Annotated in this window: 13 protein-coding genes, 1 pseudogene and 1 other annotated feature; all 14 genes and pseudogenes read right to left on the bottom strand. The window is 36.6% G+C overall.

Annotated elements, in window-relative coordinates; all coding sequences use genetic code 11:
- On the bottom strand, positions 1–439 hold a 439-nt coding region (locus ACEN4N_RS05975; RefSeq protein ID WP_407093891.1), incomplete at its 3' end, for a transposase.
- A 173-nt stretch (positions 440–612) separates the two neighbouring features.
- Positions 613–1422, bottom strand: coding sequence for a phosphonate ABC transporter, permease protein PhnE (gene phnE, locus ACEN4N_RS05970; RefSeq protein ID WP_407093890.1), 810 nt, complete (start codon positions 1420–1422; stop codon positions 613–615).
- A 15-nt stretch (positions 1423–1437) separates the two neighbouring features.
- Positions 1438–2259, bottom strand: coding sequence for a phosphonate ABC transporter, permease protein PhnE (gene phnE / locus ACEN4N_RS05965; protein ID WP_407093893.1), 822 nt, complete (start codon positions 2257–2259; stop codon positions 1438–1440).
- Between the two features lie 17 nt (positions 2260–2276).
- Positions 2277–3049: pseudogene (gene phnC / locus ACEN4N_RS05960) on the bottom strand (phosphonate ABC transporter ATP-binding protein).
- 76 nt (positions 3050–3125) lie between these two features.
- Positions 3126–4163: a phosphate/phosphite/phosphonate ABC transporter substrate-binding protein gene (locus ACEN4N_RS05955; RefSeq protein WP_407093889.1), complete on the bottom strand. Its 1038-nt coding sequence runs from the start codon at positions 4161–4163 to the stop codon at positions 3126–3128.
- A gap of 242 nt (positions 4164–4405) precedes the next feature.
- Complete coding sequence (locus tag ACEN4N_RS05950; protein WP_407093888.1) at positions 4406–6019, bottom strand: peptide ABC transporter substrate-binding protein; 1614 nt, start codon at positions 6017–6019, stop codon at positions 4406–4408.
- Positions 6020–6162: 143 nt separating this feature from the next.
- Positions 6163–7536 carry an argininosuccinate lyase gene (gene argH, locus ACEN4N_RS05945; protein WP_407093887.1) on the bottom strand — a complete coding sequence of 458 codons (1374 nt, stop codon included), beginning with the start codon at positions 7534–7536 and terminating at the stop codon, positions 6163–6165.
- 28 nt (positions 7537–7564) lie between these two features.
- On the bottom strand, positions 7565–8767 hold the full coding sequence (locus tag ACEN4N_RS05940; protein ID WP_407093886.1) for an argininosuccinate synthase: 1203 nt from the start codon (positions 8765–8767) through the stop codon (positions 7565–7567).
- A gap of 2 nt (positions 8768–8769) precedes the next feature.
- Positions 8770–9978 carry a M20 family metallopeptidase gene (locus tag ACEN4N_RS05935; protein WP_407093885.1) on the bottom strand — a complete coding sequence of 403 codons (1209 nt, stop codon included), beginning with the start codon at positions 9976–9978 and terminating at the stop codon, positions 8770–8772.
- Positions 9979–9992: 14 nt separating this feature from the next.
- Complete coding sequence (locus ACEN4N_RS05930) at positions 9993–10802, bottom strand: transporter substrate-binding domain-containing protein (protein WP_407093884.1); 810 nt, start codon at positions 10800–10802, stop codon at positions 9993–9995.
- 97 nt (positions 10803–10899) lie between these two features.
- Positions 10900–11124, bottom strand: a binding site (T-box leader).
- Positions 11125–11286: 162 nt separating this feature from the next.
- Positions 11287–12216, bottom strand: a complete 930-nt coding sequence (locus ACEN4N_RS05925; RefSeq protein ID WP_407093892.1) for an ABC transporter ATP-binding protein — start codon at positions 12214–12216, stop codon at positions 11287–11289.
- A gap of 3 nt (positions 12217–12219) precedes the next feature.
- Positions 12220–13275 (bottom strand): ABC transporter ATP-binding protein, encoded by a 1056-nt coding sequence (locus tag ACEN4N_RS05920; RefSeq protein WP_407093883.1) that lies wholly within the window; start codon positions 13273–13275, stop codon positions 12220–12222.
- A gap of 10 nt (positions 13276–13285) precedes the next feature.
- Entirely contained in the window at positions 13286–14209 is a 924-nt protein-coding gene (locus ACEN4N_RS05915) for an ABC transporter permease (RefSeq protein WP_407093882.1), read from the bottom strand.
- A gap of 2 nt (positions 14210–14211) precedes the next feature.
- Complete coding sequence (locus ACEN4N_RS05910; RefSeq protein WP_407093881.1) at positions 14212–15144, bottom strand: ABC transporter permease; 933 nt, start codon at positions 15142–15144, stop codon at positions 14212–14214.
- Positions 15145–15501 lie beyond the last annotated feature (357 nt).

Here is a 15501-nt window from a genome sequence, read left to right as displayed (position 1 = left end):
TTTTACCTCTGTGTCTTAATTTACGGATAGCGCCTCGATTACCGGTTGATAAACCAGGCTCATCGAAGTCGCCACGATAAATTGCACGATAGATAGTATTATAACTGATTTTATTTTTGGAATTTTCAAAGTTCAAACGACCAGAAATTTGTTCTGGAGACCATTGTTCGTTGAGAAATAGTCGTTTGACCAACTGGAAAATAGAGTCTTTATCTAGCGTGCGATGTCTGCCACATAGTTGTTTTCTACGTTTATACTCTCCATGAGCAGTTGACGGTGAATAACTGCCATCCTTGTTTGAATTACGATGTAATTCTCTTGAGATAGTCGATTTAGAACGGTCCAGGGTCTCGGATATATGCCCGATAGTTTCGCCTTGTTCATACATTAGGAATATTGTTTCTCGCTCATTCATGGTAAGATGTGTGTATGGATTCATAGCTTTCTCCTTCTAATAGTTGGTTGGTACATCTATTTTATAGGAAAACTATGGATCTTTTTTTATTTTATTATTGTTGTTGCACTTAAATTGTAAATTCGTCATATATAATAGAAGATATAGAAAAGCCAAGGAAACTCCGAAGAATTTTCTTGGCTAAGTATAGTCAATGTCTATCCATTTGCTAACTTATCTCTGGACTTAGTCGAGATGAATTCGATAATTAAAATTAGTATAATTAATCCAATTAAAATTGATCCAACTTCACCCCATCGATATGGGTTCATTGCAAATATCAATGGAGCACCAATCCCCCCTGCTCCTACTAAACCTAAAACTGTTGCATCTCTTAAGTTCATATCGAAACGATAAATTGTCGTAGATAAAAAGTTTGTAAATAGTTGAGGAATAACCCCATACCTAATCTTTTCGAATGTATTACATCCAGCAGCTTCCATTGCTTCTAAAATTCCATCATCTATTTCTTCTATAGTATCTAAGTATAGTTTCGAAACCATACCAATTGAAGTAATTGACATTGTCAAAACTCCTGCATACGCTCCGGGCCCCGTAACTCTAATAAACATCAGACCATATACAAAAGATGGTATTGTTCGAATAATTACGAGCAATGTACGTGTAATAAAGGAGAGGACTGGTCCGACAATACTTTGTGACATTAAAAATGCTACAGGTATCGCTAGTACTGATCCGAATATTGTTCCTAAAAATGTAATACATATTGTTTCAAATAATAAATATGGTACCCCCTCATCAGAGAATTCAAATAGAAAATCTAAATCTGGAGAAAGTATTCCTGAAATAATATTTCTGGCAATGGTTGAACCGCGGCTATCAATACCCTTAAATTGCACGCCTGTTATTGACCAAATCAGAAGCGTTATTAATATAGCGAATTTTGTAAGGTAATATACTCGTCGATTAGGTTCACGCTCAAGTTGTTTATTAATCATATTATTCATTTCTATTGTCACCTTCTAAGTGAGTCTCTGACGGCAGTATTCACTAATTTGTTCTATTATGAATACAACAACCATTAATATTAATAGTATCATTTTGGTATTTGCATAATCTCGCCATCCTAATTCTTGATTTAAGATTAGTCCAATCCCGCCTGCCCCCACATATCCTAAGATTGCGGCATAACGAATGTTTCCTTCAAACGCAAAAAGTGATACTGATAAGTAAGTTGGCATAATTTGAGGAACAACAGCATATCGAAACGCTTCTACTTTTGATAACCCCATAGATTCCATTGCTTCAAAGGGTCCCATATCAATATTTTCGATATTTCCATACATTAGCTTTCCTATATAAGAAAACGTAAATATGAATATTGCAATGGTTCCTGCTGTTGTTCCAATTCCGAATATAAATGTAGCGATGGATGCTGTAATCAACGTAGGTAATGTTCGCGTAATTGATAAGAACAGCTTGAAAAAACCGGTAATCCAACGACTTTGGATTAAGTTTGACGAAGACAACATAGCAATAGGTATTGCTACGATTGCCCCTAAGATGGATCCAAGCAATGACATTTGAATAGTATCAATCATGGGTCTCCATATATTACTAGCATAACTCCAATTTGGAGGAATCATTTGTCCCAAAATAACAAAAAATTGATCCCCACGTTCAGCTAAGACTGAAAATTCGGTCTCAGTTACTTTAATTGAAATATATGTAAATATTAATAATAGCAAAACGATTAATGGGGTTCTTGAAGTTTTTTGATAGACTTTTTTTCCGTTAGATAGACTTATTTCTTTGGGTTTAAAAACACGATCATATAATTTCATTTCCAAACTAAATCCCCCTATACTGGTAATACTGAAGATTCAACAACTTCGATAGGTTGGTTTTGGTAGATTTTATTTAATATTTCTTGATCAACATCACTCGAAGGACCGTCATAAACGATTTCCCCTTTTGCAATTCCAATAATACGATCTGCGTACTCTAACGCTAAATCAACATGGTGAATATTAATTAAGACTGTAATATCCAATTCTTTATTTATGCGTTTAAAATCATCCATAACTACTTTAGCTGTCACTGGGTCCAAAGAAGCCACAGGTTCATCAGCTAGTATAATAGAAGGATTTTGTGCTAACGTTCTTGCAAGAGCTACACGTTGTTGTTGATCACCTGATAATTGGTCTACACGCATATAGGCTTTATCTATGATACCAACTTTATCTAAAGCTTCTAATCCTCGTATTTTATCTTCTTTTGTAAAACTACCTGTTAATTTACGCCAAAATGATAACTCTGGCACACTCGATACTAATTCGTTGTTTAATATGCTAATTCGAGTGACTAGGTTGAATGATTGGAAAATCATTCCAATTTTTCGACGGAAACGTCTTAATTCTTTTGAGCCTAGGGCAGTTACATCTTCGTTATCAACAGTGAGTGTTCCATCCGAAACACTGTGCATGCGATTAATACAACGGATCAATGTCGATTTACCTACTTCGGATAGCCCAATAATCGCAACAAATTCGCCTTGTTTAATGGTTAGATTCACATCTTTTAGCGCAGTTACGCCATTAGGGTATTTTTACTTACATTTTCAAATTTAATCATCTCTTACAAACCTTTCTTCAAACAAATAATGGCCAGAATTTATCCTAGCCTTAAAATATATAATATAAATTGAGTATTAGTTAGATTGTTCGCGTAAAATTTCTTGTGCTTGACGCTCTACTTCATAGTCCGAACTCTCAGCAACTTCGTATCCTTCATGAGCGTAAATTGCAATAATCTCTTTACCTTCTTCAGTTTGAGATATATTGATGAACGCTTCTTGTAAAGCAGCTTTTAGTTCATCAGACATGTTATCTGAATTGTTACTTACTGAAATTGTATCATTATAGATACCTGGCGTAACTCCAATAACATCAGTATCTGTCCAGATATCATTTTCGCCACCTAATTCAGATTGCCATTGATCAACGTAGTCACGGCGTCCATCAGCAAATACTGTTAAGATATCTACTTGACCAGAAGCTAGACGTGCAAATGAGTTTAAATATGAGTCAGCTTGCACAACATTTTCTAAATCACTTAAGTTTTGTTGGAAATTATCTTGTATCCAAATTGTTGGATAAATGTAGCCTGCTGAAGAAGATGGACTCATAACAGACCAATTAGCTGAATTTAAATCTTCAAAAGATAATTCTTCACCATTATTAACTTTATCAGCTAATTCGCGCCCTTTTTCTGAAGGTCCAGCAATCATAATAGCACGGTAATATGTTACTTGTTCGTCCGTTGCTTCAGTTGGTTCATTCGCATTCCAATCAGCTGGGTCTTCCGAGTCGTTACTTAGACCAGCACGTGTAGAAGTTAAAATAACTTCTGCGCCATCATCATATAAAACATATGTTCCTCCTGGAATAAATCCGATATCGATGGTTCCAGCCGATAAACCTTCTCCAACTGCCTCATATGAAGTACCTACAGAGATGTCTACTGAACCTACTTCATAACCAAGAGTTGCTAATTCATCAATTAACAATTGCTCTAATGGTTCTGTTGCTGTTACGATTTCTTCCGGATCACGTGACGGTACAAATCCGATTGATAACTCACCAATTTGAGTTGTTTCTTGCGCAGCGACAGCTGGCATCGCTACTGAAGCAAGTGTTGTCACAGATGCTAAAGTTAAAGCAGCTTTTTTTATCCAATTTTTTAACATAAGATAATTCCTCTCTTTTTTTATAACATTAATATTACAAACCATTCGATAATCAAGCGCTATTGATTATATGTAAATTTTGTGTAAATTCACACGTATTGGATTGTTAACTTTTTGGGATTATTGAAGCGAATTGATTAATTTCAATTATTCTAAACAAAAATACCGCTACAAACAGCACAATTGTTTGTAGCGGTATTATTTAATTTCTAGGTTAACCTAGTCGTTAATTTATCTGTGTATTATTCAGCAGAAACTGATACGTCTTTCAAGCTTACGTTACCTAAAGCATCTGGCTCTAAGTTTTGTACGTGGTCTTGGATAACGTAGTTACTTGTGTAGTAGTATACTGGGATAACTGGCATTTCTTCCATGAAAATCGCTTCAGCATCTAATAACATTTGAGTACGAGCTGCTGGATCTTCTTCTGCAGCTGACTCATCAATTAAGTTTTTGTACTCTTCATTTTCCCAACCAGTATCGTTATTACCAGTATCGGCAGTACGGTACATGTCTAAGAATGAGATAGCGTCGTTGAAGTCAGCAATCCATCCCATACGTCCTACTTGGTAATCAAGAACGTTTAGACGGTCTAAGTATACTTGCCATTCAGTTGAGTCAATCTCAGCGTTAATTCCTAAGTTTGTAGCCCAGCCAGATTGGATAAATTGAGCAATTGTTGAGTGAGCTTCACTGTCGTTAATTGAGATGTTAACAGTAATTTCACTAGGATCTGAAATTCCTAATTCTTCCATAGCTAATGCTAAGTATTCATTAGCTTCGTCGAATGCTGCATCTTGCATGTAGCCACGGTCTTCTTCGAATCCTTCGATTGTTGGAGGTACAACACCTAATGCAGGTAATTGTCCACCTTTAATTACGTTATCAATTAAACCTTGACGGTCAATTGCTAATGATAATGCTTTACGTAAGTTAACGTTTTGCATTAATTCATCTGTCGTATTTAATTTGTACCAGTAGATTGCTGCGTAAGGAACTGTGTTTAGTTCTTCATTAGCACGGTACATGTCGATTGAGTCTAGAGAAACTGTTCCGTAAGGCGTACCTAAGTAATCTAAGTTACCAGCTTGGAATTCAGCGTTAGCTGTTGATTCTTGCTCGATAATTTGGATGTTAACTGTTTCTAAAGCAACGTTATCAGCGTCCCAATATTCAGCGTTTTTAGCTAATACTAAGTCACTGTTGTGGTTCCATGTATCTAAGTTGAACGCACCGTTAGTTACATATGTTTCACCAGCTTCAGCAGCCCAACCAGTAGAGTCGGCTTCAACTGTTGCTTGATGAACCGGCATGTAAGTGTAGAATGAAGTTAATTCTAAGAAGTATGGTGTAGGGTTGTTTAATGTTACTTCTAATGTGTAGTCATCTACAGCAGTAACTCCTACAGCGTCTTCTTCGCCTTCACCTGAGTTAAATTCTTCAGCACCAGCAATTGGGTAAAGAATAGAAGCATATTGAGAAGCAGTTTCAGGGTTTAAAGCACGTTTCCATGAAAACTCGAAATCATTTGCAGTAACTGGGTCTCCATTTGACCAAGTTGAATCTTGACGTAAAGTGAATGTCCAAGTAAGGCCACCTTCACTCTCTTCCCATGATTCAGCAACACCTGGTTCAATTTCACCATGGTTATTGTGTGTTAATCCTTCAAAAACGTTACGGATGATTGATCCTGATGTCGAATCTGTTGCTAAAGCAGGGTCTAATGTAGGTGGTTCTGCTCCTAGGGATAAGTTAAGTGTTGCAGCATCTTGCGCAGATGCAGTTGTTTGTGCTAACGGCGCTACACTTAATAAAAATAAACTAACTAATGTAAGTACTCGTAAGAACTTTTTCATTAATGTTCCTCCTTTTAATTTATATCTAATAATATACAGTATATATGAGAGTTTAACAAGGGGAATTATCATTTTTTTTTAATTGTTAAGCGTTTTAACGGCTGGTATACTCATATTTTAAACTTTAAGGAGGTATTTAATTTTTAAATAAGTAAACTTCTAATCTTATCAATATGCTCCTGTACTTTCTCAGGTGCAGGTCCACCGTCCACTTGTCGACGTTTAACACAAGCTGTTAAATCGATCGCATCATAAATATCTTCTTCGAATAAAGCATGCTCTTCTTTATACTCTGCCAGACTCAAAGTTTCTAAGGTTTGATTTGTTTCTTCACAGTACTGAATAATATTACCTGTTACTTGGTAGGCGTCACGAAACGGCAAACCTTTAGCTGTTAAGTAGTCCGCACAATCCGTTGCATTAATGAAACCTGTACTTGCTGCTTTGTACATTACTTCCTTATTAGCAATCGTTTCGTCAATCATTGAAGGGAGTAATGAGAGCATCATCTTCACAGTATCAATCGCATCGAATAAACGCTCCTTCTCCTCTTGAATATCTTTATTGTATGCTAAAGGTATGCCTTTCATGACAGTTAACACGCCCATTAAATCACCGAAAACACGGCCGGATTTCCCTCTAAATAGTTCATGAATATCCGCATTTTTCTTCTGCGGCATAATAGATGAGCCAGTTGAGAAAGTATCTTTTAAAGACAGAAACTTAAACTCTTGTGAGGTCCAAATAATCACTTCTTCGCTATATCGACTTAAGTGCATGCTTAATATAGAGAATGCCGATAATAATTCCAAACTATAATCTCGGTCCGACACTGCGTCTAAACTATTATTTGAATAATTGCTAAACCCTAACAATTCAGTTGTATATGCACGGTCTAGAGGAAAAGTCGTCGTTGCTAAGGCACCAGCACCTAAAGGCATCGTCTCTTTAATCCGTTTGGCAGCATCTTTAATTCGTCCATAATCTCGGTAGAACATCTCAACGTAAGCCATTAGATAATGACCATAGGTTATCGGTTGTGCCCGTTGTAAGTGTGTGTAACTTGGCATAATCGTCTCAAGATGCTCTTGTGCTTCATCAATGAAGGCAAGTATCACTTTTTCTAAGGCTTCTATAAGCCACTCAACTTCATCTAAGGCATATATTTTCATCGCTGTAGCTACTTGATCGTTACGGCTTCTGCCTGTATGTATTTTCTTTCCGATATCACCTAATCTTCGTGTTAATTCTGCTTCGATAAAGCTATGAATGTCCTCTTCATTTAAATCAATTTGAAGTGTCTGATTTGCGTATTCTTCGCGCATTGATGATAGTTCCGCTACTAATTGCTTAGCCTCATCCGATTCTATGATGTGTTGTTTGCCTAACATCTGGGCATGTGCCATACTTCCCCGTAAATCTGCATCAAATAATCGGATATCGATTAAAATTGATTGATTAAACTCGTAAGCTGAATTTGACATTTCCTGATGATATTCATTACTCCAAAGTGCCATATATCCTCTTCCTTTTTTTGAATAAAACTTATAGAAGCCCTAGTTTCTTTTGAATCTTAGTTGGTAACGTAATCACATTAATATATCCTTGGGCATCATGGTGATCGAATAAATCATCTTCACCAAAGCCTGATACCTCTTCATCAAATAGAGCAAATTCACTCTTTAAGCCGAGTGGTAACATATTGCCTTTGTATAATTTCAATTTAACATCACCGGTAACAGTCTTTTGTGTATGATTCATAAAGGCTAATATCGAATCACTTGCCATTGAATACCACTGTCCATTGTAGATTAATTCAGCGAATTCAACGGCCAAGTGTTGCTTTAATTTAATCGTTTCTTTTGTTAGTGTTAAGCTTTCTAGACGCTCATGGGCCCCCATTAATAGAGTCGCTCCTGGTGTCTCATAAATCCCTCTGGATTTCATTCCAATCGTTCTGTCTTCAATCCAATCAAGGACACCAATACCGTGTTTTCCTGCAATCACATTTAAAGTTTCTAAGACTTCGTGAGCTTTCAATTCTTTGCCATTGACTGCCGTTGCTTTCCCTTGTTCAAAGGTAATTTCAACAATTTCAGCTTCATCCGGTGTATTTTCTAAGGCGTTCGCTATATTAAGAATGCTTGAGTAATCGACCGCATTCTTAGGACTTTCGATGTCTCCACCTTCGTGGCTAATATGCATTAAGTTTTCATCTTCAGAATAAATCTTCTCAATTGTTGAAGTCACTGGCACACCTTTTAATTCAGCATATTTAAGTGCATCTTCACGAGATTTAATATCCCAAATACGCCAAGGTGCAACAATCTTCATCTCTGGATCGAAAGCTGCGATTCCAGTTTCAAAACGAACTTGGTCGTTCCCTTTACCCGTACAGCCATGACAAATTGCAGTAGCGCCTTCTTTATGAGCCACAGCGACCAATTCTTTGGCAATTAATGGACGTGCCAGCGCAGTACCTAATAAGTAAGTCCCTTGGTATTTCAAGTTACTTGAGATTGCCGGATAAATATATTCTTCTGCTAAAACATCTGCTACATGCGGATTGTAGAACTTACTTGCTCCTGAAGCGATGGCTTTTTTCTCTACTGCTTCCCAATCTTCTTTTTGCCCCACATCAACACACACCGCAATGATATCCGCATCATAATTCTCCTTTAACCATGGAATAGTAATCGACGTGTCCAATCCACCTGAATAGGCTAATACAATTTTATCTTTACACATATTCATTCTCCTTTTAATTTCATGTTTGTTAATTGTTTACCATATTCTATTGCGACGGTAAGTAACATCTTTAAACCTACTGTTAATGCACTTTCATCAATATTAAATTTTGGATGATGAAGAGGGTATTGCGTTTCCTTCGTATGGTTATGACTTCCAATCATTGCAAAGGTAGCTGGTATGACTTGGCTATAGGCTGAAAAGTCCTCACCGAACATATCAGGCTTTCTTTCAATGACATTGACGTCTAAAGAATTTCTGACAATATCCTGTAAGAGTGTGGTCTTGACATCATCATTATGCACTGATCGAGCACCTACTTCGTAACTAAACTTATAACCCACACCATAGGCTCCACAGATTCCTTCTAATATTTGTTTCATGCTGTCTTCAATGTGTTTTGGAACATCTGCATCAAAGGTTCTAATATTCCCTCCAAACTCTAAAGTATCGGGAATGATATTTAATGAAATACTATTTCCTGCTTTAATATATGTGTTTGATACAACGGCTGATTGTTGCGCATCAATATGTTGTGATGGAATCTCATTAAATGCTTGAATGAGTTTACTCGCAATGTTGATAGGATTAATTGCTTTAGACGGCGTTGATGCATGTCCGCCTAGCCCATATATAATCACTTTATATCCATCTGAGTTGGTTGTAACAGGACCTTTTTTTATATCAACCGTACCGACCTCAAGTTCAGGTGAGACGTGTTGACCATAAATATAATCCAAGTTATCTAAAACTCCCGTTGCCATAATTTGACTTGCACCACCAGGTGGTAATTCTTCTGCGTGTTGGAAGATACAGTAAATCTCACCCGCTAACCTATCATAGTGATCATCTAACCACTGACATGCTGTCATTAACATAGCTGTGTGGCCATCATGACCACACGCATGCATCACACCATTATTCGTTGAGCAATAATCTAAATCTGTTAATTCTTCTTGTATAGGGAGGGCATCGATGTCTGCTCGTAAACCAATACGACTCCCAGGCTTCTTCGATTTAAAAACGCCAATGACACTTGTTTGAGTGGGTTTAATAATCTCAACATGATCTAATGATTGAAGAAAGCTTTCAATGTATTCGACCGTCTTAAATTCGTTGAATGAGGTTTCAGGATGTTGGTGTAAGTACTGTCTACGTTCAAGTAAATCATCAGTGTATTGTTCTAAATTATTAAAATATTCAAGTGTCATCTTTATCTCTCCTATTACTGTTCTTGAGCTTTACTTGCTTTATCAATATTATCTTCAAAAACTTTATCTAAGTCGCCATTTTCTTTTGCTTCTGTAATTACTTTATCTACGACTTCAAGTAACTCTGAATTGCCTTTTGTCATTGCTACTGACGTTCCTAGCAACTCATTATTAATTTCAATACCTTCAACGACTGAAACAACATCGCCATAATTCGTTAAGTATTGTTGCAGCGTTAAATCTGACATGAAGATGGCATCTACCTTTTTGGCTTTTAGCCCCTCAATTAAATCTCCATTTTTACCCATAGATACTAGTTCTATTTCTGGCATATTCTCTTTTAAGAAAATTTCTTGCGTTGAAGTTAACAAAGCACCCACTCGTTTACCATTAAAATCTTCTAAGGATTTAAAATTATCCACTTGATCACTTGCAACTGCAAACTGACTCACAGGCTCATAATATGAAACTGAAAAATCTACGACTTTAGCACGCTCTTCTGTGTTCGACATACCAGAAATAATTAAGTCAATTTTATTTGTATTCAATGTCGGGATCAATGAATCGAAAGCCCGGTTATCAATGACTAACTCGACTCCGATCTCATCGGCAATCATTTGGGCAAGTGAGGCATCAATGCCGACTACAACAGCCTCCCCGTCCACAACTTCCACCCATTCAAACGGAGGATACTCAGCATTCATTCCAACAACTAACTGACCTTTTTCTTTGATTTCAGCTAACGTCGCTGCCTTAATATTTACCGCAGAAGTTAAAAACATCCCTACAACAAAAGCTAAAATTATTTTACTTATTTTTTTCATTTTGATTTGCTCCTATGTTTTTTATTAATTAATAAATCTTTGACTAAGCATTGATGGTATTAAAAAAACCCCGTCTCTATCGCTGTACAAATACAACGATAGAGACGGGGTTTATTCCGCGGTACCACTCTAGTTAACTCCCCTATACGGCCATATAGGGTTTATTCACTCTTTTTGTTAACGCTCAGACAGCGAAGTTAGCTATACATTCACTAACTTGTCTCATAAGTGCGGTTCGACTACTCTCAGATAAATAGGCTTCCACTCTGTCCTATCTCGCTGTTACCTTGAAGTAATTTACTCTCTTATTCTTTGACTTATTTATTAACTTGAAATTATTCTATCAGCTTGCAAAGTGAAAGTCAACAGTTAAATTAAAATAAAATTAGAATTATCTAAATAAACAGTCAATTCTTTAATTATATTCATATTTAATCCACAAAAAACACAAGCATCAAAATGATGCCTGTGTTTAGAAACTTGATTAAATCGTTGTCTTTTGTCCTACCCATCTATCTACATCTGTCTTAGCAGCATATACATAGTGTTCTGGTCCAACTTCATGCGTAGCTAATTCCTCTTCAAGAACTTCTTCATGAGAATAAGCGACACGTTGACGCTTACTTTCACTAATTGGATCAGGTTTTGGTACGGCTGAAAGCAATGATTTTGTATAAGGATGCACAGGATTGTTATAAATCTCATCAGCATAACCTAATTCAACGATTTTACCACGATACATAACGGCAATACGATCTGAGATATATTTAACCATTGATAAATCATGGGCAATGAATAAGTAAGTTAATCCTTGTTCACGTTGGAATTGCTTCATCAAATTAACAACTTGTGCTTGAATCGAAACATCAAGCGCTGAAATTGGCTCGTCAGCAATAATGAATTTAGGCTCTAAAGCTAGAGCACGGGCAATCCCGATACGCTGTCTTTGTCCACCTGAGAATTCATGTGCATAACGTCCTGCATGTTCAGAGTTCAATCCTACCGATGTTAACAATTCAGAGATACGGTCTAAACGTTCTTGGCTGTCTTTATATAGTCCATGAATATCGAAACCTTCACTAATAATTTCTCCAACCGTCATACGCGGGTTTAAAGACGCATACGGATCTTGGAAAATCATTTGAATATTTGTTGCTAACTCTTTCGCTTCATCGTGAGATTTATCTCCACTAATGAGTTTACCATCGTAATAGATTTCTCCATCAGTAATATTGTATAAACCAATAATTGAACGACCCGTTGTCGACTTACCACTTCCTGATTCACCAACAAGACCTAATACTTCACCTTCATAGATATCGAAAGAAATGCCGTCTACTGCTTTAACTGGATTCTTTTTCTTACCAAAATATTGTTTTAAGTTTTTAACTTCTAGTAATTTTTTTCTCTCCATCAATTATGCATCTCCTTTCGTTTGTGATGTGTAACGATCGATACGATTTTGAATAATCTCTGGAACCGGAATATGTGGTGCATCTTCATGCATTAACCAAGACTTAACATAATGTTCGTCATTCACTTTAAATAATGGTGGTTCTTGTTCATAATCAATCGCTAAAGCAAAACGATTACGTGGTGCAAATGCATCCCCTTTTGGTGGGTCAATTAAGTTTGGCGGTGCTCCTGGAATTGTATATAAATCCTCTTCATTATTACTATCTAAGTCCGGCATCGAACCAAGTAAGCCCCATGTATATGGGTGTTTTGGATTATAGTAAATTTCATTGGCAGAACCATATTCAACGATTTGACCTGCATACATTACAGCCACTTTATCCGCAACGTTCGCAACTACCCCTAAGTCATGGGTAATAAAGATGATTGCTGTATCTGTTGTTTGTTGAATTTCTTTCATTAATTCTAAGATTTGAGCTTGAATTGTTACGTCTAAGGCAGTTGTCGGCTCATCTGCAATAAGTAATTTAGGCTCAGCTGCCAAAGCAATCGCTATAACAACCCGTTGTCTCATACCACCTGAGAACTCATGTGGGTATTGTTCAAAGCGTTCTTCAGGATACGGAATTCCAACTAATGTTAGTAATTCAATCGCGCGTTTTTTCGCTTCAGCTTTGCTAATATCTTTACGGTGAATATTAAATACTTCTGTAATTTGATGTCCAATTTTGATTGTTGGATTTAAAGCTGTCATTGGATCTTGGAAAATCATCGCGAAATCATTCCCGCGAATTTGAGCAACTTCGTCTTCACTTAATTCTAAAATATTCTTACCATCAAATATAATTTCTCCTTGATCATATATTCCTGGTGGCTGTGGTACTAAACGCATAATTGCGTTACTTGTCACACTTTTACCTGATCCAGATTCACCAACAATGGCTAAAGTTTCACCTTTTTTCAGTTCAAAATTAACCCCACGAACCGCGTGTACTTTACCAGCATACGTTTTGAAAGAGATATGCAAATCTTTAACTTCTAATAAATTTTCTGTCATTTATATCACCTTACTTCCGTAATTTAGGGTCAAGCGCATCACGTAAACCATCACCAACAGCATTAAATCCAAAGATAGTAATTGAAATTAATAATGCAGGGAATAATAGTCTCCATGGTGCTGTTAGGATTGCTTCGTTACCTTCTGAAGCCATAGTTCCCCAACTTGCTAAAGGTGGTGTTACACCTAGCCCAATATAACTTAAGAAAGCCTCGCTAAAAATTGCAGCAGGAATTTGTAACGTCATTGTTACAATAATTGATCCCATTGCGTTAGGTATTAAGTGTCGGCGGATTAAGTGAGCTGCTGATGCACCAAGTGTTCTAGATGCTAGAACATACTCTTGAGCTTTCAATGACATCACTTCTGCACGAACAATACGAGCCATACGAATCCAACCAGTTATCGACAATGCGATAATCATTGGTACTAAACCTTGTTGTAATACAACTAGTAATAAAATAATGACTAATAGTTGTGGAACAGAGTTTAAGATATCACAGATACGCATCATAATGTTATCAACACGACCTCCGATTAATCCAGAAACACTTCCGTAAACAACCCCTACAACTAAGTTAATAATCGCAGCAGAAATACCAATGAGTAGGGAAATTCTTGCCCCTACCCATGAACGTACGAATACGTCACGTCCAAGATTATCTGTTCCAAACCAAAATTCTGCTGTCGGCGGAGAGTTATACACTCCTGTTTGCTCAGCATAATCATACGGTGATAAGATTGGTACAAATATAGCCATAATTGCGATAATAGCTAAAATTACTATACCTACAATTGCGAGTTTGTTACGAATAAAGGCACGCATAACTTCGCCCCAGAAAGAGATCGACTTCTCACTTAAAACGTCCGTATCTTCTTCGCGTCCACCAACGATTTCAAAATTCTTTTGTGAAAGCACTTGTTCTTCAGTCATAATTAGTTGTCATCTCCTTCCAATTGAATACGCGGATCTAAGAATACGTATAAAACATCAACGATTAATACAGCGATTAATAATACAATCGCAAAGAATACCGTAATTCCCATAATTAGAGTATAATCACGGTTATTAATACTTTGGACGAAGTGACGTCCTAAACCAGGTATTGCGAAGATATTTTCAATAACAAAACTACCTGTCAATATACCGGCAGTTAATGGTCCTAAATATGTTACGACGGGTAGCAAGGCATTTTTCAATGAGTGTTTAAAAACTATTCCCCATTTTTTTAACCCTTTAGCTTTTGCTAATTTCACGTACTCGGATGTGTTTTGTTCTAATAAACTCGACCGGGTCAACTTAGCTATGTTCCCCATATACCCTAACCCAAGTGCGAGTGATGGTAATATGACATGCATGTTAGATTTCCAACCACTGATTGGGAACCAACCTAATTGAAGTCCTAACTGATATTGCATGAGTCCAGCTAGAACGAATGATGGAATTGAAATTCCTAATACGGCAACGATTGTCGCAATATAATCACCTGCTTTATTGTGATACATTGCCGAAAGAACGCCTAATAATACACCAAAGCCAATCGCAAATAACAGTGAAGATGCTCCCAGTGTCACAGATACAGGGAAACTTTCTGCGATCATATCATTCGTTGAGCGTCCTCGATATTTCATCGATTCTCCAAAATCGAGTGTTGCAACATTTTTTACATAATTAAAGTATTGCTCATACCATGGATCATTTAGTCCGTAGGCTTCATTCAATTGCTCTTGAATTTGTGGTGTAACCTCTTGCTGTTCAGCTGCAAAAGGGTTACCTGGTGCTAAACGCATTAGAAAAAAAGTAACAGTTACAATGACAAATAATGACAATAGACTGTGTCCAACGCGTTTCAAGATATACTTTGCCACGATTTTTTTCCTCCTTATTAATTACATCATAATTTATGATGGGATATTATATCGAAATTCTTGTGATCGAATTTCGATTAGAATCATATTACAAACTGAGTGATATTAAAAATCATATTCACAATTTAGTTCATAACGATAAATAAAACCACCACCAGAGTGCAACTTACACGGGGGTGATATATTCATTTATACATTATATCAGAAACCATTAAGAATAAAAATCTAATATGAGCATAAAATTAAGTTAATATATGATATTATTATCATAATTTCATTTTCATAAATATTGCTTATATGCACTAAAAAGAAAAGCCTCTACAGAGTGACAAACTTTGTCATTGTAGAGGCTAATTA

Origin of the sequence: Ruoffia sp. FAM 20857, assembly GCF_045528645.1 — a bacterium.
GTDB classification, from domain to species: domain Bacteria; phylum Bacillota; class Bacilli; order Lactobacillales; family Aerococcaceae; genus Ruoffia; species Ruoffia halotolerans.
This window is presented reverse-complemented; position numbering and strand designations above follow the sequence as displayed.

What these genes read in the sequence shown, in the direction of transcription:
- ACEN4N_RS05935 (WP_407093885.1), bottom strand. Translation starts at nt 9,978, where the DNA reads ATGACACTTGAATATTTTAATAATTTAGAACAATACACTGATGATTTA.
- ACEN4N_RS05950 (WP_407093888.1), bottom strand. Translation starts at nt 6,019, where the DNA reads ATGAAAAAGTTCTTACGAGTACTTACATTAGTTAGTTTATTTTTATTA.
- ACEN4N_RS05930 (WP_407093884.1), bottom strand. Translation starts at nt 10,802, where the DNA reads ATGAAAAAAATAAGTAAAATAATTTTAGCTTTTGTTGTAGGGATGTTT.
- phnE (WP_407093893.1), bottom strand. Translation starts at nt 2,259, where the DNA reads ATGAAATTATATGATCGTGTTTTTAAACCCAAAGAAATAAGTCTATCT.
- ACEN4N_RS05955 (WP_407093889.1), bottom strand. Translation starts at nt 4,163, where the DNA reads ATGTTAAAAAATTGGATAAAAAAAGCTGCTTTAACTTTAGCATCTGTG.
- ACEN4N_RS05925 (WP_407093892.1), bottom strand. Translation starts at nt 12,216, where the DNA reads ATGGAGAGAAAAAAATTACTAGAAGTTAAAAACTTAAAACAATATTTT.
- ACEN4N_RS05915 (WP_407093882.1), bottom strand. Translation starts at nt 14,209, where the DNA reads ATGACTGAAGAACAAGTGCTTTCACAAAAGAATTTTGAAATCGTTGGT.
- ACEN4N_RS05940 (WP_407093886.1), bottom strand. Translation starts at nt 8,767, where the DNA reads ATGTGTAAAGATAAAATTGTATTAGCCTATTCAGGTGGATTGGACACG.
- argH (WP_407093887.1), bottom strand. Translation starts at nt 7,536, where the DNA reads ATGGCACTTTGGAGTAATGAATATCATCAGGAAATGTCAAATTCAGCT.
- phnE (WP_407093890.1), bottom strand. Translation starts at nt 1,422, where the DNA reads ATGAATAATATGATTAATAAACAACTTGAGCGTGAACCTAATCGACGA.
- ACEN4N_RS05920 (WP_407093883.1), bottom strand. Translation starts at nt 13,275, where the DNA reads ATGACAGAAAATTTATTAGAAGTTAAAGATTTGCATATCTCTTTCAAA.